Raw genomic sequence first — 25748 nt, forward strand, 5'->3', positions numbered from 1 at the left:
GTTTGATGCTGGAGCTTGCTAGCGGTTCGGCATGCCGGCCGGCGGGTTGCAGCCCACGTTGGAGGTGTCGCAGCGGAGCCAGTTGCCCGCGGCCATTCCTTCGCTCAGGTGGTACCAGATGCCGCTGGGATTGTTCGAGGTCTTGTACCAGACCTGGTAGCGGTCAGCCCGGGAGTAAGCGCCTGCGTCGAGCCAAATCCCCTCACCCGTGCACTGTGATGGGTTGCCGGCAACGTAGCTGTCGGTGCCCTTGCGGGGCTCCGTGCAGCTGCGGACAGGGCTGGCCGTGACGTTCCAGGACGTGGGCGGCGGCGGGGTGTTGTCTGGACCGGAGGTTGAGGTTGCCGGTCCGCCAATCGCCCCGTCCACCACCGTTACGGCGCGGACGCGCAGCCTGTGGCTCTGGTTCCATCCACCGGCGCCCGCGTCATAGCTGGTCGCCTTGCCCACGTTCTGCCAGCCTCCGCCGTCCATGCTGACCTCATAGTGGTTAAGCGGACGGCCGTTGGTGCTGGGGTTATTCCAGGTCCAGTGCACCTGCCCGTCGCCCTTCGCCGATGTCGTGCCGTTCACGTTGGGGGCATTGGCCGGACCATAGGGGTTCCCCGTGCCGATGGCCTTCGCGTCGCCGGACATGTTGTTCTTCGTGGACGTTGCGATGATCGTGACAGTGATGTCCCTGCCGTTGGTCATGCCGCCAATGGTTCCGCCCCCGGCCTTGATGGCGCCGGTCTTGCCGTCGGCGTTGTAGGAGTAGGCAATCTCGGACGCCGTGGAGCCGTTGCGCTGGGCATCCGTCAGCGGCGTGAACGTAACCTCCAGCTGACCGCTGGTTCCGTTCTCCCGCACCGTCCCGCCGTTTACCTGTCCGGGTTTGCCGGCCGCCCGGATGGGGGCCGACTGCGCACTGGTGGCACTGGTACCGGCCTTGTTGGTGGCAGCCACCGTGAAGGTGTAGTTGGACTCGGAGTTGTCCACGGTGACGTTCTGCGAGGTGCCGGCAACCTGCTGGCTGGCCACCGCCGCGCCACCACGGAGGGTGGTCAGGGTGTAGGACGAGACAGGGTCGCCATTGTTGTTGGGCGCGGACCAGACCACCCGCAGCTGGCTCTGCGAGCCCACCGGAGTTGCCTGCGACACGCTTGGCGCGGCAGGGGTCGCGGGAACACCGGCCGGGACTTCGGCCGCCGAATACGGGCTCCACTCGGACGGGTCCTTGGCGTCGTTGCGGGCCAGGACGCGGACCTTGTATGACACCCCGTTCTGCAGTCCCTTCCACACATAGCTGACGGAGGTCAGGTTCTGGATCTGGGCGTTCTGGCCGGTCGGCGCCGGTGAGATCTCCAGGTCGTAGGACTTCACCGGGGAGCCCTTGCTGGCCGGTGCGGTCCAGTTGACGGCCAGTTGCTTGTCGCCGAATTTCAGGGATGGGGCCAACGGAGTATCCGGTTTGACGTCCGGCCGGACGTCCGCCGAGGCCGGCGACCGGTCCGACTCGCCGAATTCATTCGTGGCCGTGACCTGGAAATGGTAAGTGGTGTTGTTGGTCAGCCCGTTCAGGGTGCAGGTGTTGGCGGGGCAGTCCTGCCGGAACCCGCCCTCCCCATACACCGTGTACTTGGTGATGGCGGAGCCCCGGTCCGCGGGGGCGGACCAGTTGAGCAGCGCGGTTTGGTCCCCCACACTCTGTGCCTGGGGCGTGGTGGGCGCTGCAGGTTTGTCCTTGACTGTCAGCCGGACCCGTGCCGTGGCATGCCGGGAGCTGTCCTGCGTCTTGTCCTCCACGGTGTACGCCACCACCAGGGTTCCGGTGAAGCCGGGAGCAGGCGTGACCGTCACCGAGTCGCCGTTGACGCCTACGTTGCCGCTGCCTGTTTCGGTATTGGCGGCGATGATCTTCAGCGGTGTTTCAGGGAACGGGTTGGCGTCGTTCGCCAGGACGTTGATGGTCACGGGCTTCCCGGCGGCGGCGTTAGGCTCCACGTCGTCATTGGCCACCGGCTTGGGCCGGTTGGAGGCTGTCACGGCGAGCGGGTACGTGGCCGTGGCTTCGAGGCCGCGGGAGTCCGTCGCCTTGACCTGCACGGCGCCCCTGGTCCCCGTGGCCGTCGAGTCCGCCGCGGAAACCTTCAGGGTCCTGCCTTCGATGCGTGCACTGAAACCGCCGGGCGGGTCGCCCACCAGCTGGTATTTCATCTTTTCGACGTCGTCCCGGTCGGGATCGGAGGTCAGCTTTCCCAGGTCCGTGCTGGCCGTGTCACCCTTCGGGACATCAACGTCCGCGCCGAGCAGCTCCGGCGGGTTGTTTTTGTTGGGGTCCGGCAGGACCTTGGTGCGGATGCTCAGGGTGGACTTCAGCCCGGCGGGATCGTCAGGTCCGGTGCCGTCGGTCACCTCGAACGTGAGGGACCCCGGGCCCACGTAGTCGACGCCCGCCGTGTACTTCAGGCCGGTGCCGTCTCCCGTGACCGGATTCCCGCCGTCGGCACCAATGAGTTTGATCCGGTCCATCTGGGTCAGCCGCGGCGAGCGTCCCTCCCGTACCTTGACCCAGTCCTTCAGGTCGACGTCCACGGACTGCCCGGCCACGACCTCGAGAACCTCGTCCTTGGCCAGGGTGGGAACCTGCTGGCCCAGGCCCGGCACCCAGATGATGGCCGTTGACTGCTGGCCGTCCACGTCCTCCACGGTGTACGGGACCAGCTGGGGCTGTTCGGTAAGGTCCACCAGCATGTTGCCGTTGCCGCCAGGCCGCGCCGTGGTGGCCTCCGTGCTGATCTTCAGGTTCTCGCCCACGCCGTCGGGGTCCTCGTCGTTCTTGAGGACCGGCACATCAACGGCGGTCTTGCCCATGGCCTGGGCAGACGTCACCCTGTCATCCCGGGCAATCGGGGCTTTCAGGGGCACTTCGTTGTCAACCACCAAGCGGATGGTGGCCTGCGCCGTGGCATCCCGGTCGTCGGCGACGGTGTACCGCACATTGACGGTTCCGGCCTCGTTCGGGGCCAGGAGGATGATGCGGCCGCTGTTCCTGCTGACGGTGGCCTGCAGTGCCGGGTCGGCGTCGATGCCGTCGGTGAGGATGCGGATGCGGTCACCGTCGGGATCGGTATCGTTTGCCGTTGCGTCGACGGCGATCTGCCGGCCCGGGCGTACCCGGACCTCGTCATCCACCGGGGTGGGCTTCTGGTTGGACTCGCCGCGGGGTGCGATGCCCACCGTCACCGTGCCCGTGTTGATGGCGCCCTGGCGGTCCACCACTTTGTAGCGGAAGGTGTCTGTACCGGCGCCGTCACCTGCGGCGGTGAAGTCGATGAAGTTACTGCCCACCGTGGCGGTTCCCATGGCAGGGGTGCTGTCGATGCCGGTCAGCTGCACCGAGTCGCCGTCGGGGTCAATGCCGTCAAGGGGGACCGGAATCCGGACGGTGCCGGCCGCCACCACGCGGGCGGTCAGGTTGCGCGGCTGGGGGCGGGAGTTCTCCGCGCCCTCGAGCGGCAGGATGTGGATGGTGACGGCGGCTGCGCTCTTCTGGCCCTGCGGATCCACCGCGTTGTAGATGGCGCGCACGGTCTTGGGCTGGCTGCCGGCAATGAAGCGGAGCGTGTTCTCGGAGACGAAGCTCTTGCCGTCGGCGGGATCCACGGCCTGCGGCAGGACGGGGTCCACAGACAGTTCCTGGCCCTGCGGGTGGGTGTCGTTGTCCAGGACGGGGATGGTGACCACGTCGTTGACGCGGACATTGACTTCATCCGGTTTGGGTTGCGGCGCCTCCACCACGGCCGGCGCCGGGACGGGCACCACTGACACGCTGCCGGTGGCCGACTTCCTGCCGTTGGACATGGTGTATTCGAACAGTATGGGGTCCTTGGTACCCAGGATGTCGGTGATCCGCAGGACGCTGTGGTTGATCACGCTGACGGACACAGTCGCGTTATCGGGGAGTTTGACGGACTGCAGCACCAGGACCCCGCCGGAGGGGTCGGAGTCGTTGGCCAAGGGATCCAGCAGGACGCTGCCGCCGGTGGGCATCAGGGCCACGTCGTGGACCGCCACGGGGTCGCCGCCGTCGTTGCCGGATTCCACGTCGACGCGGATGAGGCCCTGGCTGCTTTGCGGGCCGTTGCTGGCAATGTAGGTGAGGTAGACCGGACCGGGGGTGGTGCTGCGGAAGGTGAAGGTGCCGCCGTCGGTGACGGGGCCGAGTTCGGCAGGGCCGTTGGCTTCCACCTGGGCCAGCCGGAGGGCACCACCGTTGGGATCGACGTCGTTCTTCAACGGGGAGATGACCAGGTCCTGGCCCACGACGGCGGTGACGTGGTCGGCGTTGACCACGGGTGCCAGGGCGCCGGGCGGCTGGACATTGACCACCACCTTGCCGGTGACAGTGGCGCGGCCGTCCCAGATGGTGACCTGGACGTTCTTCTTGCCGGCCGTGGCCCCGGAATCCTGGAAGGTGAGCAGGCCGTCGCGCCGTACCTTGACCTGGTCCTGGTCGTTGTCGGCCTTGGCGTCCAGCAGGACCAGGTCATCGCCGTCGGGATCGATCCAGTCGGTGAGGATGTTCTGGCTGACGGTCTTGCCCTGTTCCACCAGCATGGTGGTGTCTTCGCCGCGCTTGAACTTCGGCTGCTTGTTTTCATCGGGTCCTACGACGCTGAGCGTGACCTGGCCGGTGGCGGACAGGCCGCGGCCGTCGGAGGCGCTGTAGTTGAAGGTTTCCGTGCCGGGTTTGGCGTCCGCGGGCACGGTGATCTGGAACGCCGTGCCGCCGTATATGCTTTCCAGGGTGCCGGACTTGGGCCCGGCCTCCCCGACCGCTGCGGTGAGCACGTCGCCGTCGGGGTCGGAGTCGTTGTCCAGGACGCTGAGGATGGTGGTGCGGCCCGGGCGGACTCCGACGGCGTCGGGCTTGGTTTCCGGCGGACGGTTGGGTTTGGTGCGGTCCGGCAGGATGTTGATGGTGTTGTTGTCCGCCGACTCCTGGTCCTGGTCGTCGGACTGGTTCTTTGGTGGGATGACGTCGTCCCAGTTGTTGACCAGCTGCATGTTCTGGTTCACCAGCCACACGTTCCCGGAGTTCACATCATTCAGGACCACCAGGTCCCGGTTCACCCGGAAAACATACGACGGCGACGCACTCGCCCTGGGCACGTCAACCTTCTTATCGTCACCATCATTGACGCAATCCCGGACATACTTGTTCGCACCCGACCACGCCGCATGCACACACCCGCCCAACTGCACCGGAGCAGCAGGGACACCCTCGCCGTCGAACGCCACCACCTTCGCCGCTCCCCCGTCAAGCGGCTGCTTCAGCAACGCCTTCCGCGTGGCCAGCGCCACAACATCACTGCCCGGCCCCGCCTGCTGCAACTTCGCATCCCTGGCATTCTCCAGCGCCAGCCGCTTGCCACCAGGCAGGAACAGGTTCCCCGCCGCGGCATCCAGCACCACCGGCCGGTCCCCCACCACCGTCATCTGCAGATCCCCGGCACCCTTAAGCCCATCCCACGTGCTGGACTCCGACGACGTCACCTCACCGTTGGCGTCAACACCCGTCACCGTCACAACACCGGTCTTAGGGTCCGCCGAATACACCCGGTCATCAGAGCCCACCGCAGAGACGATGCCCGCCGAACCGACCATCACCGGCTCCGACGCTTCCTTATCAAAACCATTCACGGTGGACGGCGACACCGCCCACACCTTCCCCGACGCAGCATCCGTCACCGAAATCGTCCGCGTCCCAAAACTCACATCAGCAGCCCCCGGCAACTGCTTATCCCCACCCAGGCGCATATTCGCCGGCGACACCTGATTCAACGTCGAACCAGTCTCGTCATCGACGAACACCTCACCTGCATGCTGCAACACATCGAAAGTCGTCGACGCCGGCGTCACCGCACCGTCCAACACCCGCGACGGATAATTCAACCGCCCCACAGCATTCTTCGACTTCGACACCACCCACACGCCGCCGTCATTCAACTCCACCTCAGTGGTCTTAAACCCCGGATACAACACAGCACCCGTCACCACAACAGCAACCACAGCACCAAACGCAGTGCCGGTGACGAGTTTCCTATGTCGCTTTTTCAGCCCGAGCTTCCCCAGCAGAGTTGTCACAGCGTTAATTTCCCTCAGATTGTGTAGCCAGATGGCGGCCTGGTCGCAGGACAGGCAGCAGGCTTCCTTTTCCCCGGGGTAAGCCTACCGAATAGCGGAAACCGCCGCGATGGGCACAACTGCCCGGGCTGTGGCCGGGCATGGGGCCTAGCAATGCGGTGCCCCAAGCCCGGCGGGATCGGCGAGCGTGGTGTGGCCGGCGATCACGTAGCGGCCAACATTCCGTGCCGAGCCGGATTCAACCCGCCACCATCGGACGATCCCGTTGCCGGACCAGTTGTCGCTCTGGTCGATCCAGCACGCCACCATGATGCGGTCCTGGTCCGCCTTGTAGAACCAGGGCGGGCTGTCCGCGTTGACGCCGTCACAGTCGAAGTAGGGACTTGGCCGGTAGTTCGATCCCCCCAGGGTGAAGGTGCAGCTCCTCACGAAGTTGGGGTCGGAGGTCTTGATCCGGGTTTCCCACAGGCCCTGCTTGCCCGCGGTGGCGCTGGCGGTAACCACCGCGCTGCCGGTGCCGACGGAGTTGAAGGTCTGGACCGCGATGGTGACGGTGTCACCGAAGTTGGCCGTGTTGACCGTCCTGCTGCCGGAGGGGGCAACGTTCTCCCAGCCGCCGTTGTTGATCTTGATCCTCGTTTGCGCCACGTCGTTGGTGCTGGTGGACGGGGAGGACCAGTTCAGGGTGGCGGATTTTTGGTTTACACCGCCGTTTTGGCCGGACGCCGAGGGAGTCCCCGGGGAGCCGTACGGCGTGGCGGTGGCAGGGGCGCTTCCATCAGAACTCGGGGCCACCGTGGAGTTGGCGACGACGGTGATACTGACGGCGTTGCCGTTGGTGAAGCCGCCGATGGTCTGGCCGGGCGTGATGGGCCCGCGGGCGCCGTTGCTGGCGTTGTAGCTGTAGCTGACTTCGTTTTCGGCAGAACCGTTGCGTTCCGCCGCGGTCAGTTTGCGGAAGTCCACTGTCATGGCGCGTCCTGCTCCGCCGGTGTTCGCCGGCGTGGCCGTCACGCCGGAAACCGCCGCCAGCTTGCCGGTGGCGCGCCGGGGCGCGGAGGGCGGGCTGACCGCGCCCTTGCCGGCCTTGTTCTCAGCCTGCACCGTGAACGTGTAAGCGGCCTCAGAGTTGTTGGCGGTGAAGTTTGCGGTGCGGACGTTGCCGGGGACGGTCTGCGCCTGGGCGGGGGCGTTGCCGCCGCTCATGGTGACGTAATAGGTGCTGATCGGATCACCGTTGGTATTGGGTTCGGCCCACGTGACCCGAAGCTGGTTCTGGGTTCCAACGGATGCTGCGACGGCGGACGAAGGTGCTGCAGGTGGCGCCGGGACACCGGCGGGATTGTCCTCCGCTGAATAGGTACCCCAGTCGGAGGCGCCAAGCTCGTTGACGGCCTGGGCGCGCACCTTGTACTTCACGCCGTTGGTGAGGCCGGTCCAGGTGTAGTTCAGCCCGGCGACCTCGTTCTTTACTGCGACGCCGCTGGCCGGTGGCGGTGAGATCTCCAGGTTGTAGTGCTTCACCGGCGAGCCCTCGGTTTTCGCCGATGGCCAAGTGATGGCCATGGTCTTGTCCCCGGCCTTCACCGTGGGCGCCTCCGGTGGCGATGGCTTCTCGTCAGGCCGGATTTCGTTGGACTGCGGCGAGGCCTGCGAGTCCCCCACCTCGTTGGTGGCGAGCACCGTGAAAACGTACTTCACGTTGTTGGTGAGCCCACTCAACGTGCAGGTGGTGGTGGGGCACTTCTGTTCGAAGCCGTTGTTCGAGCGGACGGTGTACCCCGTGATGGGAGCGCCGTTGTCCGACGGCGGCGCCCACTTGAGAACGGCGGTGCGGCTGCGGACGTCGGTGGCGCTGGGGGCAGAGGGTGCGTCGGGTTTGCCGCGGACGGTGAGCCGCAGCCGGCCGTCCACCTGGCGGGACAGGTCGCCCGTCTTGTCGGCCAAGGTGTAGCGGACCACCATGACGCCCTTGTACCCGTCAGCCGGGGTAACGGTGACGCTGTCCCCCGACACGGACGGCTGGCCTGCTGCGGCGCCCGTCTCCACGGTGGCGCCAACGATCCGCAGGGGCGTATCCGGGAAGGGATTGAAGTCGTTGGCCAGGACGTTGACCTGTTCCGTCTTTCCTGCGTTGGCCTTGTCCACCGCATCGTCGTTGGCCACCGGCAGGGGCCGGTTGGAGGCCACGTGGCGTGCGCTGATGGTGGCGCCGACGGCGGGTGACCTGCCGTCGGTGACCTTCACCTGGATGTTTCCGGTGACGCCGATGCCAAGGGAACCATCGGCAGTGATGGCGAGGGTGGCGCCGTCGACCTTTGCGCTGAAGCCGGCGGGAAGCGTCCCGTCCAGTTCGAAGCGGAGGTTGTCCTTGTCCCGTTCGTCGACGTCCTTGGCCAGTCCGGCGAGGTCCACCGTTGTCGTTTCGGCCTTGGGGACGTCCACGGAGGTGCCGCTGAACGTGGGCGGGTGGTTGGCGTTGGGGTCCGGGATCACCTTGGTCATGATGACCAGGGTGGATTTCAGGCCGTCGGCGTCGTCGGGTCCGGAGCCGTCCGTTACTTCGAAGGTGATGGAGCCCGGGCCCACATAGTCCGGTTTGGCGGTGTAGCGCAGGGCTTTGCCGTCGGGCCGGATAATGCCCTCCGGGGAGCCGCCCTGGACCCGGACGGAGTCGGCCACAGTGATCCGGGCGCTGCGGCCACTGCGGACCCGGACGTATTCGGACAGGTCCAGGGTGACGTCCTTGCCGGACATGACCTCAACGGGGTCGGTCTTGGCGAGGGTAGGGTACTGCGCGCCTTGGCCCGGGATCCACATCAGGGCAGTGGAGGTGAGGCCGTCGACGTCCGTGACTGTGTAGGGGATCAGCTGGTCTTCCGGGGTGAGGGTCACCACTACGTTGCCCGACCCGCCCGGGTGGGCGTTGGGATTTCCGTCGGGCAGGCTGACCTTCAGGTCTGTGGCCACGCCGTCGGCATCGGTGTCGTTTTTCAGGACCGGCACATCGACGGCGGTCTTGCCAAGGGTTTCTGCCACCGTTACCCGGTCATCCTTGGCCACGGGACGCTTGAGCTCGGCGTCCGGGCTGATCCGGATCCGGATAACGGCGCCGGAGGAAGCTTTCTTATCATCCTGGATGCGGTAGCTGATGCTTTCGTTGCCGGCAGCCCCGGGCGCCGTGAAGAGGACCCTGGCACCGTCTGTGGCCTCCACCTGCAACCCGGAACCGGCTTCGAAACCATCGGAGACCAGGCTGAGCGGGTCGCCGTCGGGGTCGGAGTCGTTCGCCAGGGCCTCCACCGCCACTTTGCGGCCCGGCCGGACATCCACGGGGTCGTCCACCGCAATGGGCTTCTGGTTGTTCGCCTCCGGCGGGGCGATGCCCACGATCACCGTGCCGGTGTTCTCTGCGCCGATCCGGTCCCGCACCCGGTAGGTGAAGCTATCGGTGCCGGCAGCGTCGCCCGCCGCCGTGAATTCCAGGTAGCCGTCCCGTACTACTGCGGTGCCCATGGCAGGTGCCTTGTCGATGCCGATGAGCTGGACGGAGTCGCCGTCGGCGTCGATGCCGTCCAGGGGCACGGGTACCTTGACGGTCATACCTGCCACCACGCGCGCGATCAGGTTGCGCGGCTCGGGGCGGGAGTTCCGGTCATCGTCACGGGCGCGGATGCGGATGGTCACCTGCTGGGAATCCACTTGCCCGGATTCGTTCTGCACCTTGTAGATGGCGTATACGGTTTTCGCCTCGGGGCCGGCAACGAACCGCAGCTGGTCACCGGCCACGAACATGCGTCCATCGGCGGCATCCGGCTGCTGGGCGAGGTCGGGCAGGAGTGCGAGCCTGGAGCCGTTGGGGTCGGCGTCGTTGGCCAGGACGGGGATGGTGACGGCGTCGTTGACCCGGACGGTGGCTTCGTCCGGCTTTGCCTGTGGTGCCTGGAGCTTCGCCGGGGCGGGGACCATCAGTACGGCGATCTCGCCGGTCGCGGACGAGCGGCCGTTGGAGACGGTGTACCGGACGGTCAGCTGACCTTCGGCGCGGATGTCGGTAATCCGGACCACCGAGTGGTCAAGTACCGCAACGCTCACCGGCAGGCCGGCGTCGGCGGCGACGGACTGCACCACCAGTACGCCACCCGAGGGATCCGAGTCATTGCCCAGGACATCCACCAGTACGTCGCCGCCGGTGGGGAGCAGGGCGGTATCGCGGACGGCGACGGGAGCACCCTCGTCAGTGCCCGGCACCACATCCACGCGCACCAACTGTTGGGCGCTGGCCGGGCCGTTGGTCACAAGGTAGCTGACGTAGTGGGCGCCGAGGGTGCGGGAGTTGAAAGTGAAAGTCTGCTGGTCCGGGTTGAGGGTGGCTGTGGACTCGGCATCGGGCGTGGCCTGCGCCAGGCGCAACGTGCCGCCTTGCGGGTCAGAATCGTTCTTCAACGGGGTGATGACGGTGTCGGTGCCGGCAACGGCCACCACGTGATCGGCGTTGGCGACCGGCGGCAGGGAGCCGGGGCTCCTGACATCCACGGTGACTTTGCCTTCAGCCGTGGCTTGTCCGTCCGACATTGTTACGGTCAGGTTTTTACGGCCGGGGGCGGCGCCGGAGTCCTGGAAGGTGAGCTGGCCGTCTGGGCGGATCCGGGCCTGGTCCAGCGGGTCGGTGCTGGACACGGAGACGGCGAACAAGTCGTCGCCGTCGGGGTCGATCCAGTCGGGAAGGATGTTCTGCGTGACGGCCTTGCCTGTTTGGACCACCAGGGTGGTGTTCCGGTTGGGCTTTTGCCGCGGCGGTGTGTTGCTGCCGGCCGGAATGACATTGAGGGTGATGTCGGCCGATGCAGAGAGTCCGCGGCCGTCATCCACTGTGTACTTGAAGGTTTCGCTGCCCGTCTTGTCCGCGGGCACCGCAACCTGCAGCCCGGTGGAGCCGTAGATGGGCGAAACGGAGCCCGTCTTGACGCCTTCCGGAGTGCGGACGGTCAGCACGTCGCCGTCGGGGTCAGAGTCATTGTCCAGGACAGGCAGGATGGTTGTTTTCCCTGCCCGGATGCCGAACTGGTCCGGTTTGGCCACGGGGGCGCTGTTGGGTTTGGTGCGGTCCGGCAAAACCGTCTGCTGCACCTCGTCCGCGGAGTCCTTGTCGGCGTCGTCGGAAGTTTCCTTTGGTGGGATGACGTCGTCCCAGTTGTTGACCAGCTGCATGTTCTGGTTCACCAGCCACACGTTCCCGGAGTTCACATCATTCAGGACCACCAGGTCCCGGTTCACCCGGAAAACATACGACGGCGACGCACTCGCCCTGGGCACGTCAACCTTCTTACCGTCACCATCATTGACGCAATCCCGGACATACTTGTTCGCACCCGACCACGCCGCATGCACACACCCGCCCAACTGCACCGGAGCAGCAGGGACACCCTCGCCGTCGAACGCCACCACCTTCGCCGCTCCCCCGTCAAGCGGCTGCTTCAGCAACGCCTTCCGCGTGGCCAGCGCCACAACATCACTGCCCGGCCCCGCCTGCTGCAACTTCGCATCCCTGGCATTCTCCAGCGCCAGCCGCTTGCCACCAGGCAGGAACAGGTTCCCCGCCGCGGCATCCAGCACCACCGGCCGGTCCCCCACCACCGTCATCTGCAGATCCCCGGCACCCTTAAGCCCATCCCACGTGCTGGACTCCGACGACGTCACCTCACCGTTGGCGTCAACACCCGTCACCGTCACAACACCGGTCTTAGGGTCCGCCGAATACACCCGGTCATCAGAGCCCACCGCAGAGACGATGCCCGCCGAACCGACCATCACCGGCTCCGACGCTTCCTTATCAAAACCATTCACGGTGGACGGCGACACCGCCCACACCTTCCCCGACGCAGCATCCGTCACCGAAATCGTCCGCGTCCCAAAACTCACATCAGCAGCCCCCGGCAACTGCTTATCCCCACCCAGGCGCATATTCGCCGGCGACACCTGATTCAACGTCGAACCAGTCTCGTCATCGACGAACACCTCACCTGCATGCTGCAACACATCGAACGTCGTCGACGCCGGCGTCACCGCACCGTCCAACACCCGCGACGGATAATTCAACCGCCCCACAGCATTCTTCGACTTCGACACCACCCACACGCCGCCGTCATTCAACTCCACCTCAGTGGTCTTAAACCCCGGATACAACACAGCACCCGTCACCACAACCGCAACCACAGCACCAAACGCAGTGCCGGTGAACCACCGCGATCGCGGCAGGCGGGGCCGTCGGGGCGCGCTGGCAGCAGGGCTCTGGGCGCGCGTTTGTCCGCGACGTGTCATGAGTGGAAATCCCCCGGTAAATCTAGGCTCTGTGCCTGCAGCCGGCGTCACAGGACCCCGGGCACCACAACGATACCGCTATACGCCAGCAAATGGACAAATTCTTCCGGGCGGCTTCGACGGCTGCCGGTTTCCTAGTCCAGGACCAGGCCCTTGCCGCGACCGCGGGTGAGGCGGACGGGATTGATCTCACCGAAGCCGCGGACATTTTCCGGGGCCTGGGGAATCATGATGAACCGCTCGTCGTGCTCGAGGGCGGAGGCCGTCATGGAGTCGACCAGAACCGTTCCGGGATCGGCAAGGGTGGTCAGCCGGGCGGCCAGGTTGACCGTGGGACCGTAGATGTCGCCCAGGCGGGACAGGATCCTGCCCCACACCATGGCCACCCGGGCTTCGGGAAGGATCTCGTCCTCGGTGAAGGCCTCGGCCAGCGCCAGGGAGATCTCGGCACCGGCCGCCGGGGTTTCGGCGATGTACAGGACTTCGTCGCCAACGGTCTTGACCAGACGGCCGCCGCCCACGGAGATGATTTCGGCGCACTTGTTTTCGAAGCGCTGGACCAGCCGGGCGAGGGTCTTTTCGTTCATCCGGCGGGACAGGCTGGTGTAGGAGACAAGGTCCGCGAAGCCAACCGCGCGGGCCAGGGGCAGCGGCGCGTCGTCCTCATCGCCTTCACGGCCTTCCTCGCTGGCCTGCAGCCCGGCCTCGGCACGGACGGCGAGGCGCTGGACGCCGGCGTTGAGTTGGCGCCGCCATGAGTACACCAGGACCTCTTCCAGCGCGTCCACCAGCGCGGGAAGTTCGTTGACCAGGCGCTTGCGGGCCACAGCATCGGTGACGCCCTGCTCGTGGACCATGTCCTCCACCAGGGCTTCGATCTGCCAGACCACCATGCGGTCCGTCATCTGCCCGATGGAGCGGGTCACCGAAATGGCTGCTTCTTCGGTGAGCTTGCCGGCGCGGACCAGGTCCACCACGGTGGACAGGGCGGCCTGGTCGCGTTCGGTGAAGGCAACGTCCTCGTCGCCGAAATTCGGAAACCCCAGTGCACGCCAGAGCTTGCGGGCAGAGAGCAGGGAGAGTCCGGCGCCGGCGGCAACTTCACGACGGCGGAGCTTCCGTTCCCCGCCCAGGAGGCGGGCTTCGAGGGCCTTCATGGCCAGGCGTTCGGCGGACATGGCGCCGGTGGGCGGGTGCCGGTCTGCATCCGGCATGGCCGCGGCCGGCGTGAAACCGGGTTCCGGCGCGGATCCGGGTTCCGGTGCGGCGTCGCCGGAAGGGGCCACCTCCACGGGCGCAGCGTCAGGATCAAGGGCGGCGGTGGCAGGGGCGGTGCTGTCGACGCGTTCCTGCTGGTCCTCATCGGTCATCCCGTCCACCTTCTCTCATGTCCTCCGGAAAAGCACCGGCAGGGTAATGCGTCGCGCCATCCGGCTGGGCGCTGTCGTCCGGCAGTTCCCCGATGGCGTCGAGGATAAAGTCGCGGAATTTGGCAACCTCAGGCACGTCGCGGAAAGTCACCACGCCCTGGTACCCGGTTTCCAAGGATATATTCCCCGAGCGCACCAATCGCTGCAGCAGCGATTCGTGGACCGTCAGGTTACGCACCGACGCCAGGTTCACCTGCTGGTCCCGCCGGTTAAGCAGCCCGTACCGCGCCACCATCCGTTGGCTGGTAAGCGTGTAGCGGATGCCCTGCCAGCGGAGCAGGCGCGGCAGGCAGTAGCCCAGCCAAACAGCCGCAGCAGCGAGGACGCAGGCAGTGACAAGCCACGGCGTCCACTGGCGGCCAAAGGCTGGAGCCATGCGGGCTGCCCCGCCGCGGACGATCCAGGCACTGGCGTACGCCGCCAACGCCGGCGCCAGCACGAAGGCCACGGCTGCCCCGGCCAGCTTCCGGGGCTGCGGGCGGGTAGTGACGATGACCTGCTCCCCGGGAACCAGGATTCTACGCATAACCACCTTGGCCTGGCGCGTCCGGCGCCGTCCAGGGCCGCAGGTGCACCACGTCGCCGGCGGTCACCACGTGCTCCCGCGAGTCGCGGTCCACCACCAGCAGGGAGCCGTAATCGTCCAGGCGGGACGCGTGTCCAATGATCTCGTGGTCGCCGGGCAGCTGTGCGCGCACTTGCTTGCCCAGGGTGACCATCACGGCTTCCACCCTCTTGTGCAGCGACGGGCCACCGGCCATCCCGGCCGCAGGGTCGCCGTCGGCGTTGCAGAAACTGCGGTACAGGACCGCAAAGTGGGACAGGTAGCTTTTCAGCAGCGCGGTCCGGTCCGTGGTGCGGGCACCTTCCAGGGCCACGGAGGTGGCGGTGGGCACCGGAAGTTCGCTTTCGGTCAGGGTGACGTTCAGGCCGGTCCCCAGGATCACCGGGGGCACGTTGCCATCAACCATCGGCCCCAGCTGGGCGAGGATGCCGGCGATTTTCCTGCCCCGCACCAGGACGTCGTTGGGCCACTTGAGCTCGGCCGGAATCCCGGCCGTTTCCAGGAGCGTCTCACGCAGCGCCAGCGCTGCGATCAGGGACAACCAGGAGTAGCTCTGGGTGGGCAGGGGCCTGCCGTCCGCGTTGACCGGACGCAGCACCACGGACACGGACACGGAGCTCAGTGGTGGCGCTTCCCAGCGCCTGTCCAGGCGTCCCCTGGCGGCGGTCTGGTACTCGGCGGTCAGCACGGAGAGGTCAGGCCAGGCCGAAGGTTCCACCGTGACACCGCGCAGGAGGTCCGCGTTGGTGGAGCCGGTGGAGTCCACCACGTCGATCCGCGGTATTCCGGTGGCAGAGAGGAAACGCTGGTCGGCCAGTTCCCCTCGGTTCAGGGGGGTGCCCGGTGCGTGTGCGTCGTCCATACCCAAATCCTACCGAGCCTGGCCCGGTCCCACCGAGCCGTCTGCCGCCCCGGGAAGGACAACCCGGCCACGCCCGTACGGCCGCCTAGAGGAAGATGTCCGGAACCAGACGGTCTTCGGGTGCTCCCAGGCTGTAAGGACGGAAATCGGTCACCCCCGCTGCCGCCAGGACCTGCTCGTCCGTGTAGAAGTTGCCCGACGGCGGGCCGCCGGCCGCGAGGTTGCTGCCGGTCAGGATGGCGTGGGCGGCGTCCGCCATGATCTGCGGTCCACGCGCCGCCAGCACCATGGTTTCGCCGTGGGGCATGTTACGGATGGCGGCGGTATCGATGAGGGTGCAGGGCCACAGGGAGTTGACCCTGATGCCGTCAGCCTTCAGTTCCTCCGCCAGCCCCAACGTGGTCAGGCTCATCCCGTATTTGGCCATGGTGTACGCAAGGTGCTTCCCCGCCCAGGAGGGGTGGAGGTTCAGCGGCGGCGAGAGCGTGAGGATGTGCCCCTGTTCCGACTTCCGGAGCGCCGGGAGCGCCAGCTTGGACAACAGGAAGGTGCCGCGGACGTTGATGTCCTGCATCAGGTCGTACTTTTTCATGTCCACTGCATCAGTGGTGGAAAGGTCGATGGCGGAGGCATTGTTGATGACGACGTCGATGCCGCCGAACCGCTCAACGGCTGCGGCCACGGCGCCGGCCACGTCTTCGTCCCTGCGCACATCGCCCACCAGCGGCAGCGCCTGGCCGCCGGCCTCCTCGAGCTGCGCAGCCGCCGTGTACACGGTGCCCGCCAGCTTGGGGTGCGGCTCCCCCGTTTTGGCCAGCAGCACGATCTTGGCGCCGTCCCGCGCCGCCCTTGTGGCAATGGCCAGTCCGATTCCGCGGCTGCCGCCGGAGATGAGGATGGTCCTGCCCGCCAGGGAACCGGTGGCCCGGTAGGGGCTTTCGGGAGCATGCAAAGCATCATCGCTTGAAGTCATGGCAACACTGTAACCCAACTAAGTTACCGACGAGTAACATTGAGGGGACGTTGCAGGAACGGCAGAAAATTGTAGGTTCCCTACAGCTGCGGGCGTCCAAAGCGTCACTAGACTTGCCAGCAGGGTTCGTCTTTTGTGTGGATGCTACTTAAAGCTCCAGACAGTACGGGCCCGCCAGCCAACAGAATTGACCTGCTACAGAGCCGGAGACACTTGATGAGCCACGATCTGACAACGACTGCGGGAAAGATTGCCGATTTCCGCGACCGCCAGGCGCGCGCCGAACAGCCCTCCGGCCCCGAAGCCATCGAAAAGCAGCATGCGCGCGGCAAGAACACGGCCCGCGAGCGCATCGCCCTGCTGCTGGACGAAGACTCGTTTGTAGAATTCGACGCCCTGGCCGTGCACCGCTCCACCGCCTTCGGCATGGAGAAGAAGAAACCCCTGGGCGATGGCCTGGTCTCCGGCTACGGCACCGTCGACGGCCGGCTGGTGGCGGTGTACAGCCAGGACTTCACTGTCTACGGCGGATCGCTGAGCCAGGTCAACGGCGAAAAAATCGTCAAGGTGCAGGAGTTCGCGCTCCGCAACGGCTGCCCCGTCGTCGGCATCCTGGACGGCGGCGGCGCCCGCATCCAGGAAGGCGTGGCCTCGCTGGCCATGTTCGCGGACATCTTCCGCAACAACGTCCACGCCAGCGGCGTGGTGCCGCAGATCTCCCTGATCATGGGGCCTTCCGCCGGCGGCGCCGCCTACTCCCCGGCCCTCACCGACTACGTGGTGATGGTGGACAAGACCTCGCACATGTTCATTACCGGCCCCGACGTCATCAAGACCGTCACCGGCGAGGATGTGGACATGGAAACCCTGGGCGGCGCCCGGCAGCATAATGCCACCACCGGAACGTCCGCCTACCTGGCCTCGGATGAGACCGACGCCATCGAGTTCGTGCGCGAACTGCTGGACTTCCTGCCTTCCAACAACCTCTCCGAGGCACCGGTGCTGGGGCACCAGCAGGAGCTGGAGGTCGACGACGACGACCTCGCCCTGGACACGCTGGTTCCGGATTCCGCCAACCAGCCCTACGACATGCGCGCCGTCGTCGAACAGATCGTGGACGACGGGCACTTCCTGGAGATGCAGGCCCTGTACGCCCCCAACGTGATGATCGGCTACGGCCGGGTGGAGGGCCACACCGTGGGCATCGTGGCCAACCAGCCGCTGCAGTTCGCCGGCACCCTGGACATCGCGGCGTCAGAGAAGGCCGCCCGGTTCGTGCGGCACTGCGACGCCTTCAACATCCCCATCATCACCCTGGTGGACGTCCCCGGGTTCCTCCCCGGCAAGGACCAGGAATTCCAGGGCATCATCCGCCGCGGCGCCAAGCTCCTCTACGCCTACGCCGAGGCCACTGTTCCCAAGCTCACCGTCATCACCCGCAAGGCCTACGGCGGCGCCTACATCGTGATGGGCTCCAAGAAGCTCGGCGCCGACCTGAACCTGGCATGGCCCACGGCCCAGATCGGTGTGATGGGCGCGCAGGGCGCGGTGAACATCCTCTACCGGCGCGACCTCGCCGCGGTCGCCCAGGACGGCGGCGACGTTGAGGCCCGCCGCGCCGAGGTGATCCGCCAGTACGAGGAAGAACTCCTCAACCCGTACCAGGCAGCCGAACTGGGTTACGTGGACGCCGTCATCGCCCCCTCCGATACCCGGATCCAAATCATCAAGGGACTGCGTGCCCTGCGCGACAAGCGCGCCAGCCTCCCCGCCAAGAAGCATGGGAACATCCCGCTGTGATGGCCACCGAAAATACCGGGACCGGGCCGGCCGCCGACGCCGCCGAAGCGCTTGCCGCCCCGCTGCTCTCTGTGGTCAAAGGACAGCCGAACGCCGAGGAACTGGCCGCACTGACCGCCGTCGTCCTCTCCCTTGGCGGCGCCGAACCTGCACGTGCGGACAAACCGACCGTTCGGCACTGGGTGCGCCGGCAGCAGCTCAAGCTCGAACCCACGCCCGGTCCCGGCGCCTGGAAACGAAGCCGCGGCTGAGTCCCGGGCGTGGATCCCCGGCGGCGTGGGCCCAGGCCTCGGCGCAGTCCGGGCGATAGTCTCGTCATGTGACTACAGACACTGCACCCGCCGCGCGCCCGCACACCCGGATCGACGCCGTCGCGGACAACTACACGGACACCCTCATCAGGCTCAACCCGACCTTCGCCACCACCCTTGGCCTGCCGGGCCATGAAACGGAGTACCAGGATTTCTCCCCCGCCGGCATTGCCGGATTCGCGGAGGCGGCGCGGGAGGCCCTGGTTGCCCTGGAGGGCCTGGAACCGGAAGACGACGTGGACGCCGTCACCCTGGACGCCATGCGGGAACGGCTCGGCCTGCAACTGCTGATCCACGCCTCCGGCTGGGAATACGCGGACCTGAACAACATCGCCTCCCCGGCCCAGGACATCAGGGCCATCTTCGACCTCATGCCCACCGGCACCGAACAGGACTGGGAGCACATGGCCGGGCGCGCCCACAACGTGCCGGCCGCCATCAGCGGCTACACCGAATCCCTGCGCATGGCCAGGGACTCCGGCCGGGTGGCCGCTGCCCGCCAGGTGCGGACCGTCATCGAACAGGTGACCAAGTACGCCGCCCCGGACGGCTTCTTCGCCAAACTGGCCGCAGAGGCCACCACGGCTGACGGGCCACTGCCCGCTGCGCTGCAAACTACGCTCGACGCCGGTGCTGACGCCGCCCGGGGTGCCTACGCCCGGCTGGCAGAATTCCTGCGCACCGAACTGCTCCCCGCCGCGCCTGAGAAGGACGCCGTGGGCAGGGCCCGCTACGCCCTGGCCTCCCGCTCCTTCCTGGGGGCGGAAGTGGACCTGGAAGAAACGTACGCCTGGGGCGTCGAGGAACTGGACCGCCTCATCGCGGAACAGGAGCGCGTTGCGGACACCATCAAGGCAGGCGCCACCATCGCCGAAGCCAAGGACATCCTCAACAACGACCCCTCCCGGCAACTGAAAGGCACCGAGGCGCTCCGGGAATGGATGCAGGGCCTCTCCGACAAAGCCGTTGCCGAACTCGCCGGAGTGCACTTCGACATCCCCGACGTCATGAAGAAACTCGAGTGCCGGATCGCTCCCACCGACGAGGGCGGCATCTACTACACCGGCCCGTCCGACGACTTCAGCCGCCCCGGCCGCATGTGGTGGTCCGTCCCCGCCGGCGAGGACACGTTCACCACCTGGGCAGAAACCACCACCGTCTACCACGAGGGCGTCCCGGGCCACCACCTCCAGGTGGCCACCGCAACCTACCGCCGCGAGCTGCTGAACAAATGGCGCCGGAACGTCTGCTGGACCTCCGGCCACGGCGAAGGCTGGGCACTCTACGCGGAAAAGCTCATGCAGGAACTGGGCTACCTCAACGATCCCGGCGACCACATGGGCATGCTGGACATGCAGCGCATGCGCGCCGCCCGCGTGGTCTTCGACATCGGCGTGCACCTCGAACTCGAGATGCCCCAACGCTGGGGATCCGGCACCTGGACCGCGGACAAGGGCTACGGCTTCCTCAAGGAAAACCTCCCCATCAGCGAAGGCCAACTCAACTTCGAGTTCACCCGCTACCTCGGCTGGCCGGGCCAGGCCCCCTCCTACAAAGTAGGCCAGCGCCTCTGGGAACAGATCCGCGCCGAACTTGAGGCCCGGCCCGGGTTCGACCTCAAGGAGTTCCACACCAAGGCCCTCAACATCGGCTCCGTTGGACTCGACACGCTCCGCCGGGCGCTGCTCTCGTAGTCTCCCCCCTTCGGGGGGAGGGCAACAGGAGACATTAAGCACACCCGGGGCGGGAATAAGTAACATAGGCCGCCGCCTGCCTTGTGTTTGCTCGGTTTGCCGGCTTCCTGCGTGAGCGTGGGCGCGTAATATTTCTCAATGTTCGTTCGTCGTGGTATGCGGGGTGGCTCTAGCGTAGTCGGGTGAGCACTCAGACAAGCACCCCGTCCCCCGCAGGGAAGACCGGATTCCAGCTGCCCAGGTGGGCGGGCTCGTTCGGCTTCCAGATCATCGCCGCCCTCATCGTGGGCCTTGGCCTCGGCCTGCTGGCCAAGTACACCGGCAGTACCAAGGCCAACCCCAACGCCCTCGGCGCCACCCTGCAGACCATCGGCTCAAGCTATGTGTCCCTGCTGCAGACCGCCGTGGTCCCGCTGATCTTTACCGCCGTCGTCAGCTCCATCTCCAACCTGCGCCAGGTGTCCAACGCCGCCAGGCTGGCCTGGAACACGCTCCTGTGGTTCGCCATTACGTCCCTGATCGCCGTGCTGATCGGCATCGGCCTGGGCGTGCTGCTGCAGCCCGGCGCCAACACCGGCATCAGCGGGGAAGCCAAGTACACCGGCAAGTCCGGTGACTGGTGGGCCTTCCTGGTGGGCCTCTTCCCCAAGAACTTCCTGGGCCTGGGTGCCAGCTCCACGGTCGGCGATTCCGGCGCCGTCACCACCTCGGTCAGCTTCAACGTCCTTCAGATCCTCGTGATCGCCATCGCCGTGGGCGTCGCCGCGCTCAAGGTGGGCAAGGCTGCGGAGCCGTTCCTCAACCTCAACGCCTCAGCCCTTGCCGTGATCCAGAAGGTCCTGTGGTGGATCATCCGCATCGCGCCGCTGGGCACCGTTGGCCTCATCGGCAACGCCGTGGCCGTCTACGGCTGGGACACCATCGGCTCGCTTGGCAAGTTCACCGTGGCCATCTACGCCGGCCTGGTCCTGGTGCTGTTCGTCGTCTACCCCATCCTGGTCCGCAGCCACGGACTGTCCATCAAGCAGTACTTCTCCGGCGTGTGGCCCGCCGTCCAGCTGGCCTTCGTGTCCCGCTCGTCCGTGGGAACCCTGCCGCTGACGCAGCGCGTCACCGAACGCAGCCTGGGCGTCCCCCGCGCCTACGCCTCCTTCGCCGTGCCGCTGGGCGCCACCACCAAGATGGACGGCTGCGCAGCCATCTACCCCGCGATCTCGGCAATCTTCGTGGCCCAGTTCTTCGGCATCCAGCTGGACTTCAGCCAGTACCTGCTGATCGCACTGGTTTCCGTCCTCGGTTCCGCCGCAACCGCCGGCACCACCGGCGCCGTGGTGATGCTCACCCTGACGCTCTCCACGCTGGGACTGCCGCTGGCCGGCGTCGGACTCCTCCTGGCCATTGATCCCATCCTGGACATGGGGCGCACCGCTGTGAACGTGGCCGGCCAGGCCCTGGTTCCCACCATCGTGGCCAAGCGCCAGGGCATCCTGGACGAATCGCTGTACAACGCACCCCGCAACGGGACCCCGTTCGTGGATGACAGCGACGCCGATGCTGCCGCCGGCGAAACCGCTACCGACGGCACCAGCGCCGACACCGCACCCCGCGAACTGCAGGATGCAAAGGCGTAAGGCACAGCAGCAAGGAAAGGCGTCCCCGGGAGATTCTCCCGGGGACGCCTTTTTGCAATCAGGGCTGCGCGTATCGCTCAACAACAGTGATGGTCAGTGCCAGCCACCTCCGATTACCCCGTTCTGGATGGCTTTCGTCACGGCGTCGGCTTCAGCCCGGGTCAGCTTTCCATCCGCTACAGCCTTGTCCAGGCGGGACTTGAGTCCGGCTGCATGTTCGGCCTCTTCCTCGCTGCGGATCTCCTGCAGCGCTGCGGTCACCTTCGCTTCATCGATGCCCAGCGATGCAGCAAGGGACTTGGCGAGTGCAGCCTCGCGGGCGGCAGGATCCGGCTTCTGGCCCTCGGCCGGCGGCGTGGTGGGCTTGCTGGCTTCGCGGAAGGCCTTCAAGGCGTCGGCCACCTTGGCTTCATCAACGCCCAGCTTCGCTGCCAGCGCCGAGGCCTGCTCCATCCCATGGCCGCCGCGGCCGCCGTGCCTGCCCATGCCATCGGGGGCGCTGCCGGTAGTTCCGTCAGCGGCAGCACTGGAACCCGCGCTGGGTGTGGGAGTGGGAGTCGTGGTCGCGGATGCCATGCCGGCCACGCCGATTCCGGCACCAAGCGCCAGCGCTGCGGCCGTTAGGCCCACGGTCATCTTCTTCGTGCGTCTCATGTCGTGTCTCCTGATTCGCCGTCAACTGACGGCTCCTGGGATTCGCCTCGGGCGAGGCATACCAAGCATCCGGCGCAAGGATCAGGAAGGGCTGTCGGGAAGCTATGGTTCTCCTGTGAATTTAAGTTGCATTGAGTGCAAACTTGCACGTAGTGTAAGTGCGTGACATCACCCGTTGCCCCGCCGGACGAACCCGCCGCACCTTCCCGGCGCGAGCTGAACAAGGCCGCCACCCGCCAGGCGATCACCGACGCCGCACTGGAACTCCTGCGCTCCAAAGGCCCCGGAAACTTCACGGTGGAAGACATCGCCGACGCCGCGGGGATCTCGCGCCGCACCTTCTTCAACTACTTCAGCAGCACCGACGCCGCCCTGGCCTCCATCGTCCATGGCTTCCTGGACAACGCGATTCAGCAGTTGCGCCTCCGCCCGGCGGACGAGCCCATGCTGGAATCCGCCCAGGCCGCGCTGATGGCCCTTGCCGACCCCAAGGCCGTGGCGCCGCTGGCGGAACTGTTCACGCTGACCCAGCAGAGCCCGCTGATGTCGCACCCGGAACTCGAGGCGTGGGACCACTGCCGGGCGCAGGTCTTCACCGTCGCCCGCGAACGCCTCGCCGGCACCCCCGGCGCCCAGGACGAGCTTTATGTCCACGCCCTGGCCGGCTCGATCATCTCCTGCGGAAAGGCCGCCATGGAGGTGTGGTTCAGCCGCCGCGGTCCGGACCTGACACCCGCATCCCTGGCCGAGCTCCGGCAGTTGCTCATCGATGCCATGGCCCTGCTGGCCACCGGCTTCAACACCCCCGCTCCACCATCCGCCACCCGTTCCTCCTGATCAGATCGGTTCACCCGCATGGCATTGCTCCTCTACCGCCTCGGCAAGTTCTCCTACCGCCGGCGCTGGCTTGTCATCTCCCTGTGGCTCGCCGTGCTGGTGGCCGTGGGCGGCTCGGCCGCGGCATTCCACGGCACCCTGTCCAACAACTTCCAGATTCCCGGGACCGAAACCCAGCGGATTGCGGACAAGCTCAAGCAGGAGCTGCCCTCGGCCTCCGGCGGCAGCGCCACGATCGTTTTCGAAGCCCCGGACGGCGGCTTCACGGCCCAAAGCCGGACGGCCGTGACGGAGGCGCTGAAGAAGCTCCAGACCCTCCCCGAGGTGCGTGGCACGGTGGACCCGTTCGCCACCCAGGCACAGGTGGACCAGGCCGGCAAGGCCATCACCGACGGCGAACAGCAGCTGGCAGCCGGGCAGGCACAGCTGGACGCCTCCCGGGCCCAGCTTGAAGCCGGCAAGGCGCAGTTGGCGGCAGCCGAGCAGCAGCTCACCGCCGCCGGGGCGCCGGCAGCACTGATTGAAGCCCAGCTTGGCCAGCAGAAGGCAGCGCTGGCCCAGGGCCAGGCCAAGCTGGACGCCGGCGCCCAGGAACTGGCGGCCAACAAGGCCAAGCTGGAACAGGGCAAACGGCAGGCCCAGGCAGCATCAGCCATCCGCTTCGTGTCCGGGGACAACAAGGCCGCCGTGGCACAGGTGCAGTTCAAGACCTCCATCAACGGGCTGGCCCCGGCCGTGCGCAAGCAGGTGCAGGAGATCGCCCATGAGACCTCCGCGGCAGGCGTCACGGCGCTGGCCAGCAAGGAAATCACCGAGGACATTTCGGCACTGTTCGGCACTGCGGAAATCGTCGGCATCGCCGTTGCGGCGCTGGTCCTCATCCTCATGCTGGGTACGCTGATCGCCGCCGGGCTGCCCCTGCTGATGGCCATCATCGGCGTCGGCGTGGGCGTCGGCATCACGTTCGCCCTTTCCGGCCTTTTCGACATGAGCTCCATCTCGCCCATGCTGGCCCTGATGCTTGGCCTCGCCGTCGGCATCGACTACTCGCTGTTCATCGTCAACCGGCACCGCACCCAGCTCCTTGCCGGCATGGATGCGGAGGAGTCTGTTGCCCGGGCCAACGGCACGTCCGGCAACGCCGTGGTCTTCGCCGGCCTGACCGTGATCATCGCCCTTGCCGCCCTGGTGGTCCCCGGGCTGCCCTTCCTCGCCGTCATGGGCCTTGCGGCAGCGGGAACCGTGGCCGTTGCGGTGCTCGTGGCCATCACCCTGACCCCTGCCATGCTGTCCCTGATCGGACGGCGCATCATCTCCCGGCGGGCCTGGGCCAAAGCCGAAGCCCACAACGCCGAACCGGACCACGAAACGGCCGACCTCGCCGCCGATAAGGAACGCAGCACCCGCGGGTGGGGCGGCCTGGTCACCCGGCACCCGTGGGTGGCACTGATCGCGGGCATCCTCCTGCTGGGCACCCTTGCGCTGCCCGCCACCCAGCTGCAGCTGGCCCTGCCGGACGGAGGCTCCGAACCCGTGGAGTCAGAGGCCTACCAGGCCTACGACCTCACCGCCCGCAGCTTCGGCGAAGGTGTCACCGGACCCATCGTGGCCGTCGGCGAGTTCCCCGCGGACCTGGACGAAGCCCAGGCCCGGAAGCTGCAGTACGACATCGCGGACAAGCTCCGTGCCGTGGACAATGTGGTGGCAGCCGTGCCCGTCGCCCTCAGCGGGGACCGCCGGACCGCCGTGTTCCAGGTCATCCCCAAGGAGGGCCCGGCCAGCGCCACCACCGTCAAGGTGGTCTCCGAGCTCCGCGGCCTCAACGGGGAGATCCAGTCCGACTACGGCGTGCTTATGGGACTGACCGGGCAGACCGCCGGCAACGTGGACGTCTCCACCAAGCTTGGCGACGCCCTGCCGCCCTACCTGGCCATCGTCGTCGGACTTTCCCTGATCCTGCTGCTGCTGGTGTTCCGGTCCATCGTGGTCCCGCTGCTGGCCACGGGCGGCTTCCTGCTGTCCCTGTCCGCCGCCTTCGGTGCCGTGGTGGCGGTATACCAGTGGGGCTGGCTGGGGAACATCTTCGACGTGGCCAACCCCGGCGCCGTGCTCAGCTTCCTGCCCATCATCCTGATCGGCGTGCTGTTCGGCCTGGCCATGGACTACCAGGTGTTCATCGCCTCCGGCATGCGCGAGGCATACATGCACGGATCGTCCGCCAAGGAAGCGGTCAGGGTGGGCTTCCGGCACGCGGCCGCCGTAGTCACCGCGGCCGCGATCATCATGGTCAGCGTGTTCTCCGGCTTCATCTTCAGCCACCTCACCATGGTCCGGCCGCTGGGCTTTGCCATGGCCTTCGGCGTACTGTTCGACGCCTTCGTGGTCCGCATGACCATCGTCCCGGCCGTAATGTACCTGCTGGGCGCCAGGTCCTGGTGGCTGCCGCGGTGGCTGGACAGGATCCTGCCGGACGTGGACGTGGAGGGCGCCAAGCTCAACAGGGGCCAGGCAGCACCCGCCTCCGGCGAGCTGGTCCACTAG

At 66.8% G+C, this 25748-nt stretch carries 13 protein-coding genes; 6 read left to right on the plus strand and 7 right to left on the minus strand.

Annotated elements, in window-relative coordinates:
* Nucleotides 1-18 precede the first annotated feature (18 nt).
* The 6 genes from AC6JAM_RS02015 to AC6JAM_RS02040 all read right to left on the minus strand — a co-directional run bounded on the left by AC6JAM_RS02015 (nucleotide 19) and on the right by AC6JAM_RS02040 (nucleotide 16280).
* The gene (locus tag AC6JAM_RS02015; protein ID WP_497933894.1) at nucleotides 19-6129 is read right to left on the minus strand and encodes an Ig-like domain-containing protein; all 6111 of its coding nucleotides are present in this window, start codon (nucleotides 6127-6129) and stop codon (nucleotides 19-21) included.
* A 147-nt stretch (nucleotides 6130-6276) separates the two neighbouring features.
* A complete protein-coding gene (locus tag AC6JAM_RS02020; protein WP_497933895.1) occupies nucleotides 6277-12450 on the minus strand; it encodes an Ig-like domain-containing protein in 6174 nt (2057 codons plus the stop codon).
* Between the two features lie 134 nt (nucleotides 12451-12584).
* Entirely contained in the window at nucleotides 12585-13820 is a 1236-nt protein-coding gene (locus tag AC6JAM_RS02025; RefSeq protein WP_497933896.1) for an adenylate/guanylate cyclase domain-containing protein, read from the minus strand.
* Nucleotides 13810-14406, minus strand: coding sequence for a PH domain-containing protein (locus AC6JAM_RS02030; protein ID WP_497933898.1), 597 nt, complete (start codon nucleotides 14404-14406; stop codon nucleotides 13810-13812). Before AC6JAM_RS02030 ends, AC6JAM_RS02025 begins: the two co-directional genes overlap by 11 nt.
* Nucleotides 14399-15307, minus strand: coding sequence for a biotin--[acetyl-CoA-carboxylase] ligase (locus AC6JAM_RS02035; RefSeq protein WP_134164515.1), 909 nt, complete (start codon nucleotides 15305-15307; stop codon nucleotides 14399-14401). The genes AC6JAM_RS02030 and AC6JAM_RS02035 overlap by 8 nt, the downstream gene beginning before the upstream one ends.
* An 85-nt stretch (nucleotides 15308-15392) precedes the next feature.
* Nucleotides 15393-16280, minus strand: coding sequence for an SDR family oxidoreductase (locus AC6JAM_RS02040; protein WP_497933899.1), 888 nt, complete (start codon nucleotides 16278-16280; stop codon nucleotides 15393-15395).
* Nucleotides 16281-16496: 216 nt separating this feature from the next.
* Here AC6JAM_RS02040 and AC6JAM_RS02045 point away from each other — a divergent pair, with 216 nt between their 5' ends.
* From AC6JAM_RS02045 to AC6JAM_RS02060, 4 genes are all read left to right on the plus strand, one after another.
* The gene (locus tag AC6JAM_RS02045; RefSeq protein ID WP_018770091.1) at nucleotides 16497-18080 is read left to right on the plus strand and encodes an acyl-CoA carboxylase subunit beta; all 1584 of its coding nucleotides are present in this window, start codon (nucleotides 16497-16499) and stop codon (nucleotides 18078-18080) included.
* The gene (locus AC6JAM_RS02050; protein ID WP_018770092.1) at nucleotides 18080-18331 is read left to right on the plus strand and encodes an acyl-CoA carboxylase subunit epsilon; all 252 of its coding nucleotides are present in this window, start codon (nucleotides 18080-18082) and stop codon (nucleotides 18329-18331) included. The genes AC6JAM_RS02045 and AC6JAM_RS02050 overlap by 1 nt, the downstream gene beginning before the upstream one ends.
* 68 nt (nucleotides 18332-18399) lie before the next feature.
* A complete protein-coding gene (locus AC6JAM_RS02055; RefSeq protein ID WP_497933901.1) occupies nucleotides 18400-20085 on the plus strand; it encodes a DUF885 domain-containing protein in 1686 nt (561 codons plus the stop codon).
* A gap of 182 nt (nucleotides 20086-20267) precedes the next feature.
* A complete protein-coding gene (locus AC6JAM_RS02060; RefSeq protein ID WP_018770094.1) occupies nucleotides 20268-21716 on the plus strand; it encodes a dicarboxylate/amino acid:cation symporter in 1449 nt (482 codons plus the stop codon).
* Nucleotides 21717-21809: 93 nt separating this feature from the next.
* Here the strand turns inward: AC6JAM_RS02060 and AC6JAM_RS02065 are convergent, their stop codons facing one another.
* Entirely contained in the window at nucleotides 21810-22370 is a 561-nt protein-coding gene (locus AC6JAM_RS02065) for a hypothetical protein (RefSeq protein WP_497933902.1), read from the minus strand.
* A gap of 162 nt (nucleotides 22371-22532) precedes the next feature.
* On the opposite strand from AC6JAM_RS02065, the gene AC6JAM_RS02070 reads away from it, so the two are divergent.
* Together AC6JAM_RS02070 and AC6JAM_RS02075 are read left to right on the plus strand one after the other, a co-directional pair.
* Nucleotides 22533-23207, plus strand: a complete 675-nt coding sequence (locus AC6JAM_RS02070; RefSeq protein ID WP_056393552.1) for a TetR/AcrR family transcriptional regulator — start codon at nucleotides 22533-22535, stop codon at nucleotides 23205-23207.
* 18 nt (nucleotides 23208-23225) lie between these two features.
* On the plus strand, nucleotides 23226-25748 hold the full coding sequence (locus AC6JAM_RS02075) for an MMPL family transporter (protein WP_497933904.1): 2523 nt from the start codon (nucleotides 23226-23228) through the stop codon (nucleotides 25746-25748).

The sequence above is a fragment of the Arthrobacter sp. GmRoot5-12 genome (assembly GCF_059739365.1).